Annotated in this window: 9 protein-coding genes; 7 read left to right on the forward strand and 2 right to left on the reverse strand. The window is 67.1% G+C overall.

Going from position 1 to position 21,251, the window contains the following annotated elements; translation table 11 throughout:
- The first annotated feature begins 65 nt into the window (after positions 1-65).
- Positions 66-257, forward strand: a complete 192-nt coding sequence (locus H7V21_RS03150; protein WP_188055180.1) for a hypothetical protein — start codon at positions 66-68, stop codon at positions 255-257.
- On the opposite strand, the gene H7V21_RS03155 is transcribed toward H7V21_RS03150, so the two are convergent.
- Positions 214-16,428 (reverse strand): hypothetical protein, encoded by a 16,215-nt coding sequence (locus H7V21_RS03155; protein WP_188055181.1) that lies wholly within the window; start codon positions 16,426-16,428, stop codon positions 214-216. The two genes, H7V21_RS03150 and H7V21_RS03155, sit on opposite strands and share 44 nt — an antisense overlap.
- A 249-nt stretch (positions 16,429-16,677) precedes the next feature.
- On the opposite strand from H7V21_RS03155, the gene H7V21_RS03160 reads away from it, so the two are divergent.
- Genes H7V21_RS03160 through H7V21_RS03175 form a run of 4 tightly spaced genes read left to right on the forward strand, consistent with a single transcriptional unit; the run spans position 16,678 to position 18,778 of the window.
- Complete coding sequence (locus H7V21_RS03160) at positions 16,678-17,196, forward strand: phage tail protein (RefSeq protein ID WP_188055182.1); 519 nt, start codon at positions 16,678-16,680, stop codon at positions 17,194-17,196.
- A 9-nt stretch (positions 17,197-17,205) separates the two neighbouring features.
- Positions 17,206-17,709, forward strand: coding sequence for a phage tail protein (locus H7V21_RS03165; protein WP_188055183.1), 504 nt, complete (start codon positions 17,206-17,208; stop codon positions 17,707-17,709).
- A 9-nt stretch (positions 17,710-17,718) separates the two neighbouring features.
- Positions 17,719-18,246: a phage tail protein gene (locus H7V21_RS03170; protein WP_188055184.1), complete on the forward strand. Its 528-nt coding sequence runs from the start codon at positions 17,719-17,721 to the stop codon at positions 18,244-18,246.
- A gap of 22 nt (positions 18,247-18,268) precedes the next feature.
- Positions 18,269-18,778: a GNAT family N-acetyltransferase gene (locus tag H7V21_RS03175; protein ID WP_188055186.1), complete on the forward strand. Its 510-nt coding sequence runs from the start codon at positions 18,269-18,271 to the stop codon at positions 18,776-18,778.
- A gap of 44 nt (positions 18,779-18,822) precedes the next feature.
- Here the strand turns inward: H7V21_RS03175 and H7V21_RS03180 are convergent, their stop codons facing one another.
- Positions 18,823-19,146, reverse strand: coding sequence for a DUF6916 family protein (locus H7V21_RS03180; protein ID WP_188055188.1), 324 nt, complete (start codon positions 19,144-19,146; stop codon positions 18,823-18,825).
- Positions 19,147-19,312: 166 nt separating this feature from the next.
- On the opposite strand from H7V21_RS03180, the gene H7V21_RS03185 reads away from it, so the two are divergent.
- Complete coding sequence (locus H7V21_RS03185) at positions 19,313-19,765, forward strand: DUF6916 family protein (RefSeq protein ID WP_188055190.1); 453 nt, start codon at positions 19,313-19,315, stop codon at positions 19,763-19,765.
- 238 nt (positions 19,766-20,003) lie between these two features.
- Positions 20,004-21,215 (forward strand): PQQ-dependent sugar dehydrogenase, encoded by a 1,212-nt coding sequence (locus H7V21_RS03190; RefSeq protein WP_223177040.1) that lies wholly within the window; start codon positions 20,004-20,006, stop codon positions 21,213-21,215.
- The last annotated feature ends 36 nt before the right edge of the window (positions 21,216-21,251 follow it).

Genomic DNA, 21,251 nt, shown 5'->3' on the forward strand with positions numbered 1-21,251 from the left:
CTCGCGCTCGTTCGGCCTGCTCAGATGGCCTTCATCGAAGATGAGGCCGTCAACAGCCGACGGGGATGCTCGACGCGACGGCGCGCTCGCTGATCGCCGTGATTCGAGACGCGGTGGGGCGGTATCTCGCGCCCGTCACGGCACTGTTCAGCCTGCCGGTCACCTTCCTAATGTCGAACCACGCTTATTATTTCGGCTTTGTGCCCGTCCCACTCAGGGCAGCGCCGACACCGACGTCGGCAGCGGCGGCGCGGTGAAGCCTCCGGCGATCGCGCCCGAACCACCGGTGGACACGTTGATCTTGGTGGGATCGTTGAAGCCGTTCGCATCGTCGAGCTCGGACCCGTTGTTCGCGCCGGTGGCAAGCATCTGAGTCAGCTGGATTTGGCCGTCCCGCACCCGCAGGCGCATGAACTGTCCATTGCCAGCCTGGCCAAGGATGTTGGCGAAGCCGTTGCCAGTCATGTTGACGCGGATCGTCGGGAACACGCCCCCCGAGACCTGGTTATCCTGGATCTCGATCGCGCGGCTGTTGATGTCGGAAAACACGTTGTTGACGATCGTCAGGTTGGTCGTTCCGCCGCTGGTCGGGACGCCGGAAAGGCCCACGTTGACCGAGAGGCCCGGAGCGCCGGTCGCAGTCCCGCCGGAGCCTGTCCCGAGATTCCGGATCATGTTGCCGCTGATCAGATAGGTTGCGTTGACCGCACCTTCGTTGGAAATGCTGATGCCGTTCCCGGTACGCGATCCCGACCCGGCGACGCCCGCCGCGCCGATGACGTTGTTGACGATCGTGCCGTTCACCGTGCGACCGAACGGCCCGTTTCCATTCTGGAAGTCGCTGATCGCGTGCGAGCGGTGGCCGGTGAAGCTGTTCCCCGCCAGATTATAGGTCAGGCTGGACGAGCCGGGGCCGGTGGAAAGGCTGACGCCGGCATTGTTGTTGGTGAAGGTCGACCCCGTGACGATCGCGGTCGTGCTCACCCCCGTCGTATCGATGTGCAGTCCGGTGCCGGTAATCGTGGCCGGCGGCGTGGTCGGATTGAAGTTCCCGGTGAACGAGGTGTTCGTGACCGTCATTCCCATCGTTGCCGACGCGCTGCCCAGGAAATTGAAGAGATTCCCGTGCGGCGTGTTGGTGACGGCGGCCGCACTCAGCGTGCTGTCGATGACCTGGAAGTTGGTCAGCGTGCCCGCGGTGTTCGAGATCTGAACCTCGAACTCGTAATTGTTTTGGATCGTCGAGTTGAGAATGCCGGTCGGCCGGGCACCGTTCGACGCACTGCCGCTGAGATTGCTGATGTTGATGCCCGAATGATCGACGGCGGCGTTGCTGCCGTTGCCGCTGATCAACATCCGGTCGATCAGGAAACCGTCGACGAGCGTGCCGCCGATGCCGTTCCCGTTGTTCCCGGTGATGTTCATATAGGACAGCCGCACGGCCGCCGTACCCAGCAGGGCGATGCCGTCACCCGTGCTGTTCGCGATCGTGCCGCCCGAGCCCGAGGTGGTCGTGCCGGTAACGGTCAGCCCGCCCGCTGTGCCGGTGTTGTTGAGGAAGATCCCGATCGACGCGCCGTTGGACGAGATGCTCTGGAAGGTGAGTCCCGCGGCGCCGATTTCCGTATTCGACACCTCGAGCGCGCGGCCGGTGGTGCTTGTGATCGAGTTGCCACTGCCTTCGATGGCAAGCGTTCCGCCCCCCGAGGCGATCAAACCCGCGCTGGCGGTAGTGTCGATATCCAGCCCGCCGTTGATGAAGCGCATCACCGTGCCGGCGTTGGTGGTCAGCAGCACCGCATTGTTCTGGTTGCCGGTGTTGATCGCCTTGCTCGCGCCGGAGAAGGTGAATGTGCCGCCGCCGTTGTTGAGGAGGTAGATGCCTCCGCCGGAAGGACCGACAAGTCGCGTCAGATTACCGCTGAACGTAACATCGCCGCCGCTGTGCCCATTGCTCTGGACCAGCCAGCCGCCGCTGTCCTTGGTGATGCTGGCGGCAATATCGACCGCTCCGGTGCCGCCGCTGATGTTCACGCCATTGAGGGTCGGATCGTTGACGCCGCCGATCGCGCCGCCGTTGATCGAGACGCTGTTCCCCGACGAGACGAGGTTCACCCCGTGCGCGGCGGTGTTGTTGATCGTGGCGCTGCCGAAGGTCACGGCGCCGTTGCCGGTCCCGTTCACTTCGATGCCATCGTTGCCGGTATTGGCGATCGTGGTGGCGCCGAAAGCGATTGTCGCCGCCGAATTGCCGCCGATGAAGATGCCGTCGGCAGTCGCGCCGGTGGTGCCGGCGATCGTGGTCGCGCCGGTCACCCGGAACGTGTCACCGTCGAGATTGGTCAGGTTGATCGCGGTTCCGTTGGTCGCACCGCTGCTCGATAGCGTGGCGAAGGTGATGTCCGCGGCGCCTGCACTGAGCCCGGTGATATCGAGGATGCGGCCGGTCGCCGTGGCGATGCTGTTGCCGGTCCCCTGCACCGTCAACGTGCCGCCATTGGTCGCAACGATCCCGGTGCCGCTGGTGGTCGTGATCGAGAGGCCGCCGCCGCCGCCTGCCGGGGCGAAGTTGATCGCGCCGGTGTTGTTGGTCAGCGTGACCGCGGTGTTCCCGCCGGTGTTCAGAGCGAGCGTCTGGCCGGTGAAGTTGACCGTCCCCGCGCTGTTGCCGATCACAATCCCGCCGCTCGTGCCGTTCGCAGCGACGTTCCCGGCGAACGTGACGATCCCTGCCGTGCGGCCGTTCACCGCAACGACGTTGCCGGCGTTGCTCTTGCTGAGCGCCGCGCCGATCGTGACCGCACCGGTGCCTCCCGAGATCGACACGAGGTCGCCGACCGCACCGCCGATCGATCCGCTGGTGATCGAGAGGCCGTTGGCCGCGCCGGCCATCCGGACACTGCTGCTGCCGGCGGCGCTGATCGCGACCGAGTCGAATGTGATCGTGCCGGTTCCCGCGCCGGCGATATCGATGGCGTCTCCGCCGATGCCGGCTGCGGTGTAGGAGCCGAAGCTGAGGTTCGCGTCCGTTACTCCGGCGACGGAGATGCCGTCATTGGCGGCGCTGGTGCCCGCAACGCTGGTTGAACCGGTCACCGCGAAGCTGGTGCCGCCGAAGTTGTTGAATCGCAGCGCCGCCGAACCAACCGTGCCGGTGCTCGCAAGCGTGGCGAAGGTGATGCCGCCGGTTCCGGCGGCCACCGTGTCGAGATCGACGATCCCCCCGGTGCCGGTCTGGATGCTGTTGTCGCTGCCGGTGACGATGATCGTCCCGCCACCAGAGGCGCTGAAGCCGGTGCCGCTCGTGGTGAAGATGTCGAGACCCGTGCCACCGCCAAGCGGCGCGAACCGGATGGTCGAGCCGGTGTTGCGGGCCAGTGTCACCGCGGCGTTCGCCCCGGTGCTCAGGCCGATGCTCTGCCCGGTGAAAGCGACCGTGCCACCGCTGTTGTCGGTGACGCTGATGCCCTGGCTCGTGTCGGAGATGTTTCCGGACAGGGTGGCGGTGCCGCCGGTCCGGCGGATCGCCTCGACCGAACGTGCCGTCGCTCCGCTCGTCTCGATCGAGCCGCCATAGGTGAAGTTCAGCGAGTCGCCGTCCAGCAGCACACCGCGGCTGGTGGCCGTAATCGCGCCGCTGCTCACCGCGATCGATCCGGTGATCGCGCCCGTCGAGCTGCGGACGACCTGGATGCCGTTCGTCCCCGAAACATTTCCCGCGATCGCGAGGCTGAGGTCGAGCACCGCATTGTCGGCCGTGGCGTTGTTCACGGCGATCACGGTGCCGCTGCCGGTCATGATGCGGTTGTTCGCACCCAGGATGCTGACCGTTCCGCCTCCGCTGATGTTCAGTCCGACACCGCTGGTAGTGCCAAGCTCGAGTCCCGCCGCGCCGGTATCGAACACGACCGAGGAGCCGCTGTTGTCGATCAGCGACAGCGCAGCCGCCGTTCCGGTGCTGAGCGAAACGGCACCGGTGAAGCGCACTTCGCCACCATGGCTGTTCGAGATCACGATGCCGCCGTTGAGCCCGTTGGTCGCGGTGATGCTGCCGGTCTGGAACAGGACGTTCCCGGCGTCGTGATTGTCGATGTACACGGCGTTGCCGCCGGCGTTGGTGATCGACCCGCTGAAGGTGAGGTTGGCGTTGCTGTCGGCGAGATGAAGCCCGTTGCCGCTCGGCGCGGTGATCGACGTTCCCGTGCCGAAGGTGAAGCTTCCGTCCGAGCCGGAGAGGATGTCGATCCCCGCGTCGCCGCCGTTCAGCGTGCTGACGCCGGTGAAACCGTAGGTGCCGTCGGCATTGCTGAAGCGCAGGCCGCTGCCGGAGCTTGCGGAAATCGTGCCGCCAAAGAGCAGGCTGCCGCTGGTGTGGTTGCCCGTCACGTCCACGGCAAAACCGCCGACGTTCTGAGTCAGCGAGCTGGCCGCGTCGAAGGTGAAGCTGGCCGTGCCGCCGTTGATGGCAAGCCCGGCGTTCGCGCTGCCGCTGATGTCGACGTTCGTCGCGATGATCGTTCCGCCAGCGGCGACAGCGGAAAGGCCCGTCGCCGCTCCACTGATGCCGATGTCGGCCAGCGTCGTCGTTCCCGAGACGCCATTGAGCAGGAGCGCGGTCGTCGCGCCGCTGCTGGTCAGGCTCCGAAGAGTGGCATTCGTGCCGCCGACGAGGGTCAGATCGGTGGTATTGCCGCTGAAGACCAGATTCTCGATCAGCACGCCCGGCGCGTTCGTCAGGCTGATCGCCGAACCGGCGAAGCCCTGCATCGTCAGGTCGCGAAGGACCATGTTCGATGCGCCCACGACGCCCGAGATGACGCCGTTCGTGACGCTGTTGTTGCCTGCGAGGTTGAACCCGACGAGGCTGTTGCCGCCGCTGCCCAGCGTCACCACGCTCGCACCCGCCCCGCTGGTGAGCGTGGCCGCGCCGCCGCCCGGATCGGCGATCGTCAGCGACGTGCTGGCGAGCCGGATCGTCGACGGGACCGTGAGGTTCAGCGAGACCGAGCCTCCGCCGAAGCCACGGATGCTCGAACCGGCCAGAAGCGCGAAGCTGTTGTCGCCGTTGCTGCCCGCAGCGCTGATCGCGCTCCCGTTGTTGACGAGGAGAAAGGTGTCCCCGGCGAGCTGTGCCAGCTCGGCTGCGGCGAGTGTCATCGGATTTGCGGCGTCGGCGCCCGAGCCGTTACCGCCCCCGACCGAGCCGTCGGAATCGATGAACACAGTCCGCCCGATACCGAAACCACGGCCCGGGCTGGCGGTGAACACAACGTCCTGGAAGTCGTAGGTGCCGGCCAGCGGAGCGGCACTGGCATCGATACCAACCGGCGCGGAGATGATCGCTCCGCCATCGGTGGCGGCCTCGCCATCCCCATAGACGAAGTTGGCGTTGCTGCCCGCATCAAGGAAGACGCCGGTGTTGACGCCGCTGATCGAGGGCGAGGCGCCCGCGACAGCGGAGGTGCCGAGCCACACGCTTTGCCCGCCCGTGGTTCCGCGCAGATCGACGCCGATGCTGGTGCCGGGCGCCCCGGCGTTCGTCACGTCGAAATCGCCGACGCTGATCGCCGCTGCCAGCGCGGCGCCATTCAGATCGAATGCCGTCGCGCTACCGTCGCCGAGCGCAACGTCGAAATCGGCGATGTTGAGCGCAGCGCCAAGGCCGCCCTCGACGTCGATGCCGCGCGCCGTGATCCCCTGAAGCGTCACGGTGCCGAGATCGATCGTTCCGCCGCCGGTCGACAGCAGCGAGGCGAAGCGCAGACCGGTTGCTGCGCCGGTGACGCTGATGGTGGAGAAGTTGAGGCCGCCGGCCCCGATCGTCGTGCCGTCGAGCAGCATCGCCGCCCCGGTTCCGCTGACGATCCTGTTGCCGCTTCCGGCGGCGACAAGGATGCCGGCGCCGTTCCCGACGATGCCCGATCCGCTCGTCGTTTCGATGTCGAGACCGCCGCCCGTGAAAGCAAGTGTCCCGGTGCCGTTCATGACGACGGCGTTCGCGGCCCCGGTGTTGAATCGCTTCGATCCGCCGGAGAAGGTCAGCGTTCCGCTGCTCGTGCCGTTCACCGAGATTCCGGTGCCACCGGAGTGGTCGACCGCACCGGAAATCGTGTACGACCCATCGGCGTTGTCGAACGTGAACGCCCCCCCGCTGGTGGTCGACGTGATCGCGCCGGACAGCGTGATCGTGGCCGCGCTGTTCGTAACGGCGAGCACCGGGCTCGCGGCTGTGATGATCGATCCCGCATAGCTCAGCGCACCGCCCGAGGCGCCGTTCACGAGCACCGAGCTCACCGTCGATCCGGCGATGGCCGCGCTGCCGCCCCCGCCACCGATGGCGACCGTTCCACTGCCGACACCGTTGAAAGCCAGACCGACTCCTGCGCCGTCGATCGTCAGGACCGAGCCTGCCGTGTCGGCGATGTTGATCGTCCCGAGCGTTCCACCGAATTCGAAGCCGGTGCCGCCGTCGATATCGATCCTGCCGGTGAGATTTACCGAGCCGGCACCGGACAGATTTGCGAAGGCCGCGCCCCCGCCCCCGCCCGACGCAGTGAGGTCGACGATGTTCAGCGAACCGGCGAGCGACAGCGCTTGCAGCGTCATTGCGGCGTTGGTCGAGGAAGTCGTCGCGATCGAACCGAATGCCGCGCCCGCGGCGCCGATCGTCATTCCGTCAAGCGACAGCGCCTGCCCCGCACCGGTGACGATGCGGTTCGCGCCAACCGTCGGTTTGGCGATCACCAGCGTACCGCCACCGCTTGCAGAGAAGCCTGCGCCGCTGGTGGTGGCGATGTCCAACCCGCCAAGGAAGCTCACTGCCGCACCGCCATTGTTGGTGAGCATCACGCCGGCGCCACCGGTGTTCGCTACGGTGACCGCGCCCTGGAACATCACGTCGAGCGGGTCGGTCTGAGCGCTGTTGTTGCGGATCGCGATCGCCGCGGTGCTCGTCGCGCTGGCCTCCACGGCTCCGGTGACGGTGAAACGTCCCTCGACCTGGTCGAGCAGAATCCCGAACGCCCCACCCGAGGCACGCACGCTGTCGAGCGTCATGGCGATCGCGAGCGGGTCGAGATCGATTGCCGTACCGCTGGTCGTGTCGACCGTGCCGCCGGTGGTGCCGAGCAGGAAGTTGTTCGCCTTCGCATTCGCCACCAGCAGGCCGGTGCCGCTGTCGTTGGCGATGTTCAGATCGGTGAAGTTCAACGTACTCGTGACATCGGACAGGCTGAGCCCGACGCCGGTGATCCGCGCTGCGCTGGTGCCCAGATTCAAAGCGCCGGCAGAGACGGGCTGCAGCCCGGGTGCGATCGTGGGATCGGCATCGAAACGCACGCCGCTGAGTACGAACCCGCCCGTCTCGCTGCTGTGAGTCCCGGTCATGTTCGCGAATGCCGACAGAGTGAGCGACCCCGCGCCTCCGCCGACCAGGTTGAGGATGTTGCCGCCGGCCGCAGCGAGCGTAAGATTGCTCAGGCCCAGCACCGTGTTGGCGGCGCCGCTCTGGACGTTGATCGCGCCCGCCGCACCTCCGCTGATCGTGCTGTTGCGGATGATGCTGGCGCCGCCGATCGCGTTGCCCCACACACCCGCACCCGTCCCCGAGTTGGTGATCACCAGTCCGTCGAGAATGTTCGAGCCGCCCAGCGTGACGGTCGGCGAAGCGCCGCTGCCCGTCAGCGTCGGCGCGCCCGAGCCGGCGAACGGGTTGGAGAGGACCCCGGTCTGAACGTTGTACAGCGTCACATTGGCCGGCGCGCCGCCGCCGACGTTGAAGCTGTCGGTGTCGCGGAAGCTGTAGAGGAATTGGCCGCCGTCGAGGATCAGCGATCCGCCCGCACCCGTGACGTCCAGCATATCGGCGCCGCCGTTGGGATCGTTGAGCAGAACGATATAGGTCGCATTGGAGGCCATCGCCCCGGCCAGCGATCCCGGATCGCTGCGCGCGCCGCTTCCGTTCGCACCCTGTTGAACGAAATAGGCCCTCACCGAAAATCCGGTGGTGTCGCCAACCAGATTCACGTCGGCGAAATCATAGCTGCCCCGGCCGCCGTCCAGCCCGGCGATCACGAGCGGAGTCACCCCGCTGATCGTCGAAGCCGCTCCATCGGCGTCGGTGTTCGATCCGTCGCCATAGCGGAAGTTTCCTGCGATCGCGGCATTGGTGAGATCGATGCCGATGCCGACCCCGGTGATCGTTCCGCCCTGCAGCACGACAATGTTGCCGCTCGTCGAATTGCCGGTCAGGTCGATTCCGCGCGAGCCGGTGATCGAAGTGCCGGTGATATCCAGCGTCTCGAAACTGACGCTGCCGCCGACGCCGGTCAGGTCGACCGCTGTCGCGCTCGCGCCAATGCCGGTCACATCGACGTCGCCGAAGGTGAAACCGCCGGACGCGCCGTTGACGATCGCGATCCGCGCGCCGCCCGAAAGCGCCACACTCCCGAAGCGGTAGGCACCATCGGCATTATCGAATGTCAGACCGCTGCCGCCGGTCGCCGTGATCGCGGCGCCCGACAGGTCGAGCGTGCCCGTCGCATGCGTCGAAACAGCGATCGCCGCGCCGCTAGCCTGGCTGATCGTGCCGGTGTAACTGACGTTGGCCGTCGAATTCTGAACGTCGAGCGCGGCGCCCGACGCGCCGCTGATGCTCGCGCTGCCAAAGGTAAAGCTGCCGCCCGAGCCTCCGGTGATCGCGATGCGCGCGCCGCCGGAGAGCGCAGTCGTGCCGAAAGTATAGCTTCCGTCGGCATCGCTGAACGCCAGGCCGCTGCCGCCGGTCGCCGTAAGCGTCGCGCCCGAGAAATCGAGCGTACCGGTCGCATGCGCAGAGACGTCGATCGCCGCACCGCCAGCCTGGCCGATCGTGCCGGCGTAGCTGAGGCTGGCAGTCGAATTCCGCACTTCGACCGCAGCCGCGGCGGCGTCACTGATGCTTGCGTTGCCGAAGGTGAAGCTGCCGGCCGAGCCGCCCGCGACCGCGATGCCGCCGCCGCCCGAGAGCACGGTGGTGCCTGCGAAACTATAGGTGCCGTCGGCATCGGCGAAGGAGAGGCCACCCCCGCCCGTCGCCGACAGGCTGCTGCCTGCGGCGAAGGTAAGTGTGCCGGTGTGGCCGACCACGTCGAGCAGCGCAGCAGACGCTGTCTGGACGACACTGCCGCCATAGTTCAGGTCAGCGGCTCCGCCGAGGGCGATGGCCGAGGCGCTGGTGCCGCTGATCGTCGATCCCGCGCCGAAAGCGAAGCTCCCCGCGCTTGCACCGGTGATGGCTATTCCGAAGGTTCCGCCGCTTGCCGATAGCGTGCCGATGTTCATCGCACGCCCGCCGGCGCCGATCCCCACGCCGTTCGTGACGCTTACGCCGCCTCCGGCACCCGAACGGATGACCGAATCGAGAGTCAGGTCCAGGCGCGTATCCGCGATGTCGATCGCGGTGCCGTTCGACACGTCGATCGTTCCTGCCGCGCTCGCCAGATTCAGCGTCGGCGCATACGCCCGGAGCGCGGTGCCGCCGCTGTTGAAAATCGAGAGGTTCGTGAAGTTCAACGAGCCGGTCGCGCCGTCAAGATCAAGGGCGCTGCCCGTCACTCGTCCGCCCGCACTCCCGATCCGCAACGAGGAATCGACCGCCTGGAATCCGGCCGTCGCAAGATCTGCGTCGAACAGCACGGAAGCGAGCCGCGCGCCCGCGGTCTCGCCGTAGCCGCCGTCGATGGCGATGTTCGAGAACTGAGTCAGTGCGAAGCTGCCGCCGACGCCCGACACGAGCAGCGGCGTCCCGCCCGATGCGCGCAACTGGAGATTGGCCAGGGCCGCGCTCGCCGAACCGCCCCCCGCCAGCAGCTGAAGCGCACCGTTCGCGCCGGAGAGAATGCTGTTGCGGATGATGATGTTGGCAGCGCCCGATCCGAACACGCCAACGCCGGTGCCGCCGTTCGCGATCCGCACGCCATCGATCAGGTTGTTGCCGGTGACGACCAGCGTAGCCGCGTTCCCACCCGCGCTGGTGGTCAGAGTCGGCGCGCCCGATCCGGCGAAGGGATTGGTGATCATCCCGGTCGCCACGTTGTAGAGCAGCACGTTCGCCGGAGCCCCGCCGGGCACCGCCAGCGAATCGCCGTTGAGGAATCCCAGCAGTTGCTGGCCGCTGCCGAGCGTGAACGTGCCGCCGGTTCCGAAGACCAGATCGTTCGCATCGAGGATATCGTTGCCGCCGGTCGGGTCGTTGAGCAGCAGGATGATGTCGGCTCCGGCTGCCGCCGCGCCGGCAAGGCTACCCGGATCGGATCGGGTCCCCGCGCCGCTTGCGCCGGCGCGTACCCAGTAGAGCGAGGCGGAGCCGGCAAGGCCGCTCGTGTCGCCGAGGAGATTCACGTCGCTGAAATCGTACCCGCCGGTGCTGCCGCTCAGACCGGCGATCGCAAGCGGCGTGATCGCGCTGATCGTCGAGGCGGCGCCATCGGCATCGCTGCTCGATCCGTCGCCGTAGCGGAAGCTGCCGGTGATCGCCGCGTTCGTCAGGTCCACGCCCGTGCCGACGCCGGTGATCGTACCGCCCTGGATCACTGCCACGGTGCCGCCATAGGTGGCGCCGGTCAGGTCGATGCCCCGCGTCCCGCTCGTGGAAGCGCCCGCGATGTCGAGCGTGGCGAAGCGCACCGTTCCCGACGCCGAACGTGCATCCAGGCCGGTGGCGTTCGCACCTAGCGCGGTAATGCCGGTTTCGGCGAAGTCGATCGTGCCGCTGCTGCCCGCGCCGATCCGGATCCCCGCGCTACCCGGGGCGGCGACCGAGACGGAACCGGTGAAGGTCGCCGATCCGTCGATGTCGGACAACAGGATGCCGGCCGTGCCGGTGTTCGAAATCGTTGCTCCCGCGGCCTTGAAGGCGCCCTGCAGCCCCTCCACGCGCACGCCCGATCCACCCGCCCCGGCGATCGTCATTCCGCCGACCGTCACGTCGCCCGTGTTGCCGAGGATCTGAAGGCCGTCCGCGGCGGCACCGCTGATGGTGACGGTACCCAGATCGATTGCCGCGCTGTTGCCGGCGAGCGTAATGCCCGAGCCGGCGCTGGTGCCGCCCACGGTGATACCAGTGAAGCCGAGCACACCGCTGCCGCCGATGCCGCTCAGCGACACTGCGTCGCCCGCGGCGGTAGCCGTCGAGACCGCGCCGAAGGAAAGCGCACCGTGGAGCGTGACGGTGTCGATCGCCAGCGCGCGCGCGGCGCCGGTTGCCGTCAGCACGATCGCCGAACCCTGGAGTCCGAGCGATCCGCCGCCCGCACCGGAGAGCGACAGCACCGTGCCGCCGCTCGAGGTCAGCGCAAGGTTTCGCAGAGTGGCCGACGCCGCTGCGCCCCCGCCGGTGAGGCGCACCGCGCCGAGCGCGCCCGAGATCTGCGAATTGGCGATGCTGACGTTCGACACGCCCGCACCGTCGATGCCGATCCCGGCACCTCCGATCAGCAGGCCATCGAGCACGTTGTTGTTCGCCAGCCGGACCGTCACCGCGCCCGTCGAAGTGAGCAGCGGCGCGCCCGATCCGGCATAGGGATTGGTGACGAGGCCAGGCGTGACCCCATGCAGCACGAGATTTGCGGGCGCACTGCCCCCCACCGCCTGCGTGTCACCATTAAGGAAGCTGATTAGGCGCTGACCCGCAAGAAGGTCGAACGAACCGACTCCCGATACACTGAGCTGATCCTGCCCCCCGGCCGGGTTGTTCAGAAGCACGACGACCTGCGCATTGGCGGCGAGCGCGGCCGCCAGGCTGCCCGGATCGGCCTGGGTACCCGAGCCGGTACGGCCTGCCTCAACGAAGAACAGGCGCGCGCCGGTCGCCAGCGCACTGGTATCGCCGACCAGCGCCACGTCGGCGAAGTCGTACCGGCCAACGCCGGCGTTCAGCCCGGCGGCCGCGATCGGAGTGACGGCATTGATTGTCGAAACGGCGCCATCGGCATCGCTGCTCGATCCGTCGCCGTAGCGGAAGCTGCCGGTGATCGCTGCGTTGGTCAGGTCCACGCCCGTGCCGACCCCGGTGATCGTACCGCCTTGCGCGACCGTCAGGCTGCCCGCAAAACTCGCGCCGGTGAGATCGATGCCGCGCGTCCCGCTGGCGGAGCTGCCGCTGATGTTCAGCGTTCCGAACACGATTGCGCCACCCGCTCCCCGCGCATCGACACCCGTGCCGCCGGCACCAATGCCGCTGATCGAAACGTCGCCGAAAGACAGGTTGCCCGTGCTCCCGCCGGTCAACGAAATTCCCGCCGTTCCCGACCCGTTGATGCTGACCGCACCGAAGCTGGTCGTACCCGAGTTGCCCGCACCGAACGCCAGCCCGGAGCCGACGGAATTCGCGATCGTCACCGCGCCGCCGAAGCGGACCGAGCCGACGATATCAGCGAGCAGTGCACCGGTCGCATTGCCGGTCAGCGCAAGGCTGCCGAGCGAGAGCGTGGCGCCGGTGTTGACCCCCTGAATCGAAAGCCCCGCACCCGCGGAGCCGCCGATCGAACCGCTCGAAATGGAAACATCACCTCCAGCGCCCGCGATGCGCAGGCCCGTCCCGCCCGCGCTCAGGATGCTGAGCGAGCCAAGGGCGATCGGGCCGCTGTTGCCGCTCAACCACACGGCGTCGCCCGCGCTGCCGATGACGTTCACGGCGCCTGCGGAGATGCCCGCGCTGCTGCCCGCAATGCTCAGCCCCGCGCCGGTCGCGGTTCCGCCGATGGTGACGGCGCCGAGCGAGAGCGATGCGCCGGTCACTCCAGCGATCGACACCGCGGTGGTCGCCGACGCGCCGGTTGTGATCGCGTTGATCGCGATTCCGCTGCTTGCGACCGTGTCGAGCGAGAGACCCGCTGCGCCGCCGGTCGCCGCTATGCTCACGTCAGAGGCGGAGACGCTGAGCGTGCCGGCACCTGCGCCGCTGAGCGACAGGACCGTGCCACCGCTCGCCGAAAGGTCGAGGTTGCCCAGCGTCAGCGACGAAGTCGCTCCCCCGGCGGTGACGGCAATCGCGCCACCGCTGCCCGACACGGTCGAGTTGAGGATCGTCGCGCTGGTCAGTCCCTGCCCGAGAATTCCGACGCCGCCGCCGGTGTTGCCGATCTGGACGCCGTCCACCCGGCTGTCGTTGCCGAGCGTGAGCGTGGCCCCGCCCACAGCCGAACTGGTGAGAAGCGCCGCGCCGGAACCGGCGAACGGATTGGTGATCACGCCGGAGCTGACTCCGGTGACGATCAGATTCTGGGGAGCCGCCGCGCCTCGCACCGAGAAGGAATCGGTGTCGCGGAAGCTGAGCAGCGCCTGACCGGATCCGAGGGTGAAGGTGCCGCCCGTCGCGATCGCATCGATCACGTCCTGCCCGCCATCCGGATTGTTGAGCAGCACGATATACTGGGCGCCGGACGCGAGCGCCCCCGCAAGGCTGCCAGGATCGTTGCTGCCGATGCCGCTTCCGGTCGCTCCGGCCATCACATAATAGGTCGTGAAGCTGCCGCCCGAGAGATTGCTCGTGTCGCCGTTCAGCGTCGCATCGGAGAGGTCATAGATCCCCGTGCCGGTGTTCATGCCGGCGATCACGATCACCGTATTCGCGGTGATGCTGCTGCCCGTGCCGTTGCTGGCATTGCCGTCGCCGAACCGGAAGGAGCCGGTCGCCGACGCATTGGTGAGGTCGACACCAACGTCGACGCCGGAGATCGCGCTCGGTCCCGAGATGACGATCGCGCCGCCGTTGGTCGTCCCGGTCAGATCGATACCGGTCGAGCCCACGATCGACGTGCCTGAGATCTGCAGCGTGCCAAAGCTGACATTGCCCTGGGTGCCGGTGAGATCGAGCCCGGTGCCGCTTCCCAGGCCGGTAATCGTCACATTGCCGAAGCTTGCCCCTCCGGCGACACTGCCGATGCGGATTGCATCGCCCATCGGATTGCTGATGGTGATCGGTCCGGAGAAGCCGACGCTACCCATCAGATTGTTCAACGATACCGCGGGCGTGCCGGCGCCCGTTCCGGTGAGCGTGATCGGGCCGGAGAGAGTGACCGTCGACCCCGCCAGTGTGTCCTCGATCACGATCGGGCCGGTTCCGGTGATCGCGCCCGTGAAGTTGATCGCGCCGCCGGTGTTGGAAACATGGACAAGCGGGCCAGTGCCGCTGCCACTGATCGTTCCGCCGAAGTTAAGCCCGATCGTGCCGCCGCTGCCCGCGACGCCCGCTTCGCCGATCTGAACGCCAGCGCCGCCGCTTCCGGAGATCGAGCCGCCGCCAATGGTGACGAAACCGGTCGAACCCCCAGTCACGAGGAGGCCCTGCTGACCGGAACCGGTGATCGTGAGCGTCCCGATCGCCAGAGTGTTTCCGCCCGCTCCCGCGCCCGTCACATCGTCCAGCACCACGCCCGCACCCGCCGCGCCGGCCGACTGCACGGCAGTGAAGCGCAGGTCGAGAAGGAGCGGATCGAGATCGAGTGCGGTGCCCGCCGCCGTGTCGACGCTGCCGTCGCCGGTGGCGAGCGTGAAGCTGCCCGATTTGGTGTTGCGCACCAGCAGCCCGGTCCCGGTGCCGTTCGCGATGTCGAGGTCGGAGAAGCTCAATACTCCCTCGACCTCGGCCAGGCTCAACCCCGCTCCGTTCACGCGCGCATCCGCGGTGCCGATCTGCATGCGGCCCGCGTCCACGAGCTGGTTGCCCGCCGCGGTCGCATCGGCGTCGAAGCGCACCGACCGCGCAGCAAATCCGCCGCTTTCGCCGTTGCCGCCCGCGATCGTCAGCCCCGCGAACCCAGCGACCGTGACCGACCCGGCGCCCGAGCCGTCGATGTCGAGCACCGTGCCACCGGTTGCGGAAAGCGAAAGATTGGAAAGCGCCACCGTCAGCGCAGCGCCGCCATCGTCGATGTCGATGGCGCCGGCACCGCCTGCGATTGCGCTGTCGCGCAGCGTGACGCTGCTGCCGCCGCGCACCAGAACACCCGCGCCAGCCGCGCCCCGAACGGTCAGCCCGTCGAGCACCACCGGACCGAGCGTGTTGGCGAGGGTGAGGCCGACACCGCCGGTATTCTGGATGACGACTCGCTCCAGGGCGAAGGCGCCGACCCCGCTCGCCACGACGCCGGCACCGCTGCCGGAAATGGTGACGTCACGCACGACGGATCCCTGCCCGAGCGTCACCGCCGCGCCGGCAGCGTTGGTGCCCACGATCGACCCGTTGGTGCCTCCGAACGAGAATGGCGTCACCGCACCATTGGCGCGGCGGACCGTCACCGAACCCGCCCCGCCGACAAGATACTGGTCGGTCGCCAGCGTCACGCCGCCGGTAGCGATCGGTCCGCCCTCGCCAAGCGCGACGACGACGCCGTTCACGCCCGCGCGACTGACCGCGTCCTCAATCGTGGTCGGACTCACGTTCGTCCCTGCGCCGGCCGCGGTCGCCGCGCCGCTGGTGTAATAGATGCCGCCGAACTCAGCCCCGGTGCGCGCGTCGATCGCCAGAGTGGTGCTGGAGAGATCGGAAGCGCGCGTGCCGACTGCCGCCACATAGTCGCGGCGGACCCGCTCCCCCATCTGGCGCTCGAGCCGGGTCTGCGCCTGGCGCCTTCCACCGCTCGACGAACCCAGCGGGATCGTCAGCCGAACCGTCGCGCTGGCGTGCGTGCCGAAGCGATTGTCGTCCTCGATCTGCGCGCCCAGCCGGAACCGGCTGCCGGCGCCGAGCGGATCCTCGATATCGAGCTCGAGCGAACCGCGGAAGCCGTGGAACGATTCGTCCGCCCAACGATCGCGATAGTCGAAAGCGCCTGCCGCGGCGCGCACGCTCAGATTGCGGGTCAGCGGAGCACGCGCGCCGATCTCGCCGTTCACCCCGTGCAGCGGCACTTCCTCGAGCCGGAAGCCGGTGCGACGCTCGATCAGCCGGTTGTCTTCGACTGTGAGAACACCGTCGGGGGCTAGATCGGGGTCCGCGAACAGAATCGTCCGTCGGTCGGTCGTCGGAAGGCGATAGTTCACGTGCGCGTCGAACACCGACGTGAAGCCTTCGAGGCCGAACGAGACGGCGGTCTGCGCATTCGATGTGAGGTTCGACCGATAGAAGTCGGCGCCGACGTTGACGCCGATCGCAAGGTCGTCGCCCACCCGCCCGCGGCCACCGAAGGTCACCGAGCCGCTGCGATCGTACAGCTCGTCATAGGCGATCCGTCCCGCGACGAAGAGCAGATTGGCCTCGTTCTGCGCCAACGGCGCCAGCAATTCGAATGCGACCTCGGCTCCGGGCTCGCCTGCCCGCGCCTCCGCATCGGCCTGCGGCTGCCACACCGGCTGCGCATCCTGCGCGCGAACGCTGGGAGCCAGCGCGAGCGCAGCGCCGGTAAGACCCGTCGACAGCAGCAAGCGCGCACGATGCAGAGTATTCACAGAAGAGCCCCCTCTATTCCGCGTCGACGGCCCTAAGTTTCTGTGCGGGCACGACGGAAGTGACATGGCGATACTTGGATCGGCGCAAACGGACAATCCGCTTCTTGATGGCCGTCGCCGGAGACTGTCAGGCGGCGGGACGCGACAGGACGCATTCACCCGCCGCGTTCGCGGCGCGTCCGCGCCAAAGACGCTGGATCACTCCCGCGCAATAGGCTAGTCGGCGGCAACACTGGGGGAGTAAGCGGCTTGGCGGAACCGTTTCTGTCGGAAATTCGGCTGTTTTCGTTTAACTTCGCGCCCAAGGGCTGGGCGCTGTGCAACGGCCAGCTTCTGCCGATCAACCAGAATCAGGCGCTTTTCGCGCTGCTCGGCACCACCTTTGGCGGCGACGGCCGAGTCAATTTCGCGCTGCCCGACCTGCGTGGGCGGGTGCCCATTCACGTCGGCACCGGCCACACCCTGGGAGAACGCGGCGGCGAGCAGGCGCATAGGATATCGTTCAGCGAAATGCCCCAGCATACGCATAGTCTGCATGCCTCGGCGGCAACCGGGGATTCGCAATATCCGGCATTCGGGTCCGTAGAACATGTTCTCGCGGCGGAACCGGACAACCTGTACGCGCCCGGGGTGACGACAGGCGCTGTCACGATGCATGCGGAGACGGTGAGCTTCGTAGGCCAGACGCAGACGCACCTGAACATGCAGCCGTTTCTGACCACGAACTTCTGCATCGCCCTTCAGGGCATTTTCCCTTCGCCCACCTGAGGACGTTCCATGGCACAACCCTATGTCGGCGAGATCCGGATGTTCGCGGGCAACTTCGCGCCCGCCGGCTGGATGCTCTGCGAGGGGCAATTGCTTCCGATTTCGGAAAACGAGACGCTCTTTCAGCTGATCGGAACCACCTATGGCGGCGACGGCCAATCCACCTTCCAGCTGCCCGACCTGCGCGGGCGGGTGCCGATCCACATGGGCGACGGCTTCATCCTCGCAGAAACCGGCGGGGCGGAGGAAATAACGCTGACGGCGAGCCAGATCCCGATGCATACCCATAACCTGGTTGGATCCAGCGGCAACGGATCGCAGAGCAGTCCGCTCAACAACTATCTGGCGAGTTCCACGCTCATGCGGCCCTATGCGAGCGAAACGCCGGACACTTTGCTGGCGGCAACGAGCATCGGCGCCACCGGTGGCAGCCAGCCGCACACGAACATGCAGCCCTATCTCTGCATCAACTTCATCATTTCGCTGTTCGGATTATTCCCCAGCCCTACCTAGGAGTCGTCCGTGGCCGATCCCTTTGTCGCCGAGATCCGGATTTTTCCGTTCAACTTCGCACCCAAGTTCTGGGCCTGGTGCGATGGGCAGCTATTGCCGATTGCCCAGAATACCGCGCTCTTCTCGCTGCTGGGAACTACCTATGGCGGAAACGGCAAGAGCAACTTCGCCCTTCCCGATCTGCAGGGCCGGGCGCCGATGCAGCCAGGTCAGGGGCCGGGCCTCTCGCTCCACGATCTTGGCGAGGCCTCGGGCGTCGAAACCGTGACGCTGCTCGAAAGCGAAATCCCCAGGCACAACCACCGCTTGTCGGCGACGGTGGAGAACGGGACCCAGGGGACGCTCACGCCGAATACGACGCTCGCGACCGCGGTGGGCGGCACTCCCTATCAAACCAGCACGGCAAGCAATCTCACGACGATGTCGCCGTCCGCTCTCGCCACGACCGGCGGCTCCGCTCCGCACAACAACATGCAGCCCTATCTCACCTTCTACTTCTGCATTGCGCTGACGGGTGTATTCCCGCCTCGCTCCTGAAGCGGATAGCTGTCCCGCGCCGATGCCGCCGCCCCTTCGCCACGCCGCGCACCTCGATCTCTCGTATCGGCCCCTCGCCTCCGAAGATTATGGGTTCACCGAGGCGCTGTACCTGTCGACGCGCGCGGAGGAGCTTGCCCTCAGCGGCTGGCCCGAAGCACAGCGCCGCCAGTTTCTGATGCAGCAGCACCGCGCCCAGCATCTCCATTATCAGCGCCACTATCCCGATGCGGAGTGGCTGGTCGTCGAGCGCGCCGGCACACCGGTGGGCCGGCTCTACATCGAGGAATGGCGCGATCAGTTCAGGATCATCGACATTTCGCTGATGCCGGCAGCGCGCGGCGGAGGGATCGGGACCGCGATCCTGCGCGACACGCTGGACTGGGCGAAAGCGCACGCAAAAAGCGCATCGATCCACGTCGAAAAGGGGAACCCTGCGCGCGCACTGTACGAGCGGCTCGGGTTCACTCTCGTCGAGGACAAGGGCGTCTATGATCTGATGAAATGGTCTCCGCCGGCAAACAGCGCATAGCGCTATACGCTGGCGCGAGCGGCCGAACGAGCCGTGCCGCCGCCCTAGAAGAAGATCGCCTCGTACCGCATTTCCCCCTCCGGATGGTGGCCGAGCGGTACAATGAAGATGTCGTGGATCGCGCCGTCGATGGCAAAGGCATAGACCGCCTGCGGCAGGAACTGCTCGGGCGCCCCGAGGAATTCGAGCCGAAATCCGCCACCTTCGCGCACCGACCCCGGGAGCGGCTCCGCCCGCGCCAGTCGCAGTTCCTGGCTGCCGTTCGCACTCGCTACAGCGAAGCGATTCCCGATGCGGGACGAAAAGCTGTCGATCGTGAGCGGGGCGGATGTTCCCGGCGTTCCGGGATCTTCGGCGGCGTGCTGCATCGAATTCCTCTCGCGGCGCGAACTGGGCACCCGCCGGCGCCGATACTCCAACGACGCAGACTCCGGCAATCCCTCGCAAAATCCGATAGTGTTGCGCCGCCGCGAGTGATAGGCGGATGCGGTCGGGCCGCTATGGTGAGGCGACTCCTCGGGGGAAGAGATTTCGATGACCGCTCTAAGATCGCGACGTGAGTTCGTGGTGGGAGGGTGCGCCACCATCGCCGCGGCCGCGCTTGCCGGCTGCGACGGCGGCAGCAGCGCGGGAACCGTCGTTCTTCCGTCCGAACCCGCGCCCGTCCCGGCCGGCCCGGCGCTGATCATGAGCGAAGTCGACAGCTGGGAGGCGCTGGTCGGAACCAGCTTTACCATCGCTGGCGAAAAGGGCGACGTGGTCTCCACCCTGTCCGTGGTCACCCGTGCGGACGAAGACGCCAATCGCCCCGCGGATCTGGCGCGCCATCGCGGCTTCTTCGTCTTCTTCGAGATGGATCCCGCCCGAGTGCCCGAAGGCGGCAAGTCCTATCGCGTCTCGCATGCGACCAAGGGCAGCTTCGACCTGTTTCTGGGTCATCCCGGCGAAATGCTCGGCAAGGGCATTCTGCACGCCGTGCTGAATTAAGCCGATCGAATCGGCGCAGGGCGCGGAAAGGAGTCGACGCCTGCGCCCGGCGACCACCGGCATCACCAACTGCTACCCCGCCGCGTCCGCTATCGAACCGAACGTGCCGTCAGTCAGACGGTGATGCGGTGCTGCCATCGCCGAAGGAACGGTCACAGCGCTGCGGGGTTGGGTCCAAAGCAGGCTAGCTGAGCGTCGGTCGCGGCCAGCCTCTCACCGGCCAAGGACAGCAGGACCAATGACAAGCGCCCTCATGAGCAATGCTCGCAGATCGCTGCCTCTGCTCTGCATTGCGGCAGCAGCAAGCCCGGCTTTCGCACAGGCCCCCGAGCGTGCAAACCAAGTGGAATCGGTCAGTACAGGCGATGCATTCATCTCGGTGGTCGAGGTCGCCCGGGGTCTCGACACACCCTGGGGTATGGCCTTCCTGCCGGACGGTCGGCTTCTGGTGACTGAAAGACCCGGGAATCTGGTGATCGTCGCACAGGATGGCACCGTATCGGCCCCGATCGGAGGTACACCGACTGTGTATGCCCAGGGCCAGGGCGGACTGATGGACGTGGCGCTTCACCCGGCATTCGAACAGAACCGGATGATCTATTTGTCCTTTGCCGAGCCCGGACCTGCAGGTTCCGCGGGAACTGCGCTGGGGCGCGCGCGTCTGCTCGATGACCGTCTCGAGGGGTTTGAAGTCATCTGGCGGCAGGAACCGAAGATCGAGGGGCCGAACCATTTCGGCAATCGCATCGCTTTCGCACCGGACGGTACGATCTTCTTCGCGCTGGGAGAACGCTTCCAGTTCGGCCCGGCACAGGATCTCTCCAACACGCTCGGCGCGATCGTGCGGCTGAACGAGGATGGCTCCATACCGCAGGACAACCCCTTCGTGGGGCGGTCCGATGCGGAGGGCGCAATCTGGTCCTACGGCCACCGCAATATCGAGGCCGCGGCCGTGCACCCCGAGACCGGCGCGCTGTGGGTGGCCGAAATGGGGCCCTTGGGTGGCGACGAGCTGAACGAGGTCCGCGCCGGCGCCAACTACGGTTGGCCGGTCGTCAGTTGGGGGATCAACTACAACGGCGTCGATATTCCGGATCCGACGCAGCGGCCGGAGTTTGCAGACGCCATCCATGTGTGGAGCCCCGTACGCTCGCCGTCAGGAATGATCGTCTATACCGGCGACCTGTTTCCCAACTGGCGCGGCGACATTCTGTTTGGATCGCTCTCGGCCGGCGGAGTCGAACGTGTGGACATGGAGAACGGCGCGGTTGCGGGGACCCAGTTCATCCCTCTCAACACGCGCATTCGCGAGGTGGAGCAGGGGCCGAATGGCGCGATATACCTGCTGACCAATGCCGTGGGCGACGCTGCGGGAGCGGTTTGGCGCCTCGAGCCGGTCGAGGTGCGTCCCCCCTCGGGCGATGGTGGACGCAGCGGCCCCGGATCCTAATCGTGTGACGCCGCTCTACTGCAGGATCCCTCCGGC

The sequence above is a fragment of the Sphingosinithalassobacter sp. CS137 genome, assembly GCF_014334115.1.
Classification (GTDB): domain Bacteria; phylum Pseudomonadota; class Alphaproteobacteria; order Sphingomonadales; family Sphingomonadaceae; genus Sphingomonas.

Bases quoted from the DNA above. Each gene is read 5' to 3' on its own strand.
- H7V21_RS03150 (WP_188055180.1), top strand. From the start codon at position 66: ATGCTCGACGCGACGGCGCGCTCGCTGATCGCCGTGATTCGAGACGCG.
- H7V21_RS03165 (WP_188055183.1), top strand. From the start codon at position 17,206: ATGGCACAACCCTATGTCGGCGAGATCCGGATGTTCGCGGGCAACTTC.
- H7V21_RS03175 (WP_188055186.1), top strand. From the start codon at position 18,269: ATGCCGCCGCCCCTTCGCCACGCCGCGCACCTCGATCTCTCGTATCGG.
- H7V21_RS03180 (WP_188055188.1), bottom strand. From the start codon at position 19,146: ATGCAGCACGCCGCCGAAGATCCCGGAACGCCGGGAACATCCGCCCCG.
- H7V21_RS03185 (WP_188055190.1), top strand. From the start codon at position 19,313: ATGACCGCTCTAAGATCGCGACGTGAGTTCGTGGTGGGAGGGTGCGCC.
- H7V21_RS03190 (WP_223177040.1), top strand. From the start codon at position 20,004: ATGACAAGCGCCCTCATGAGCAATGCTCGCAGATCGCTGCCTCTGCTC.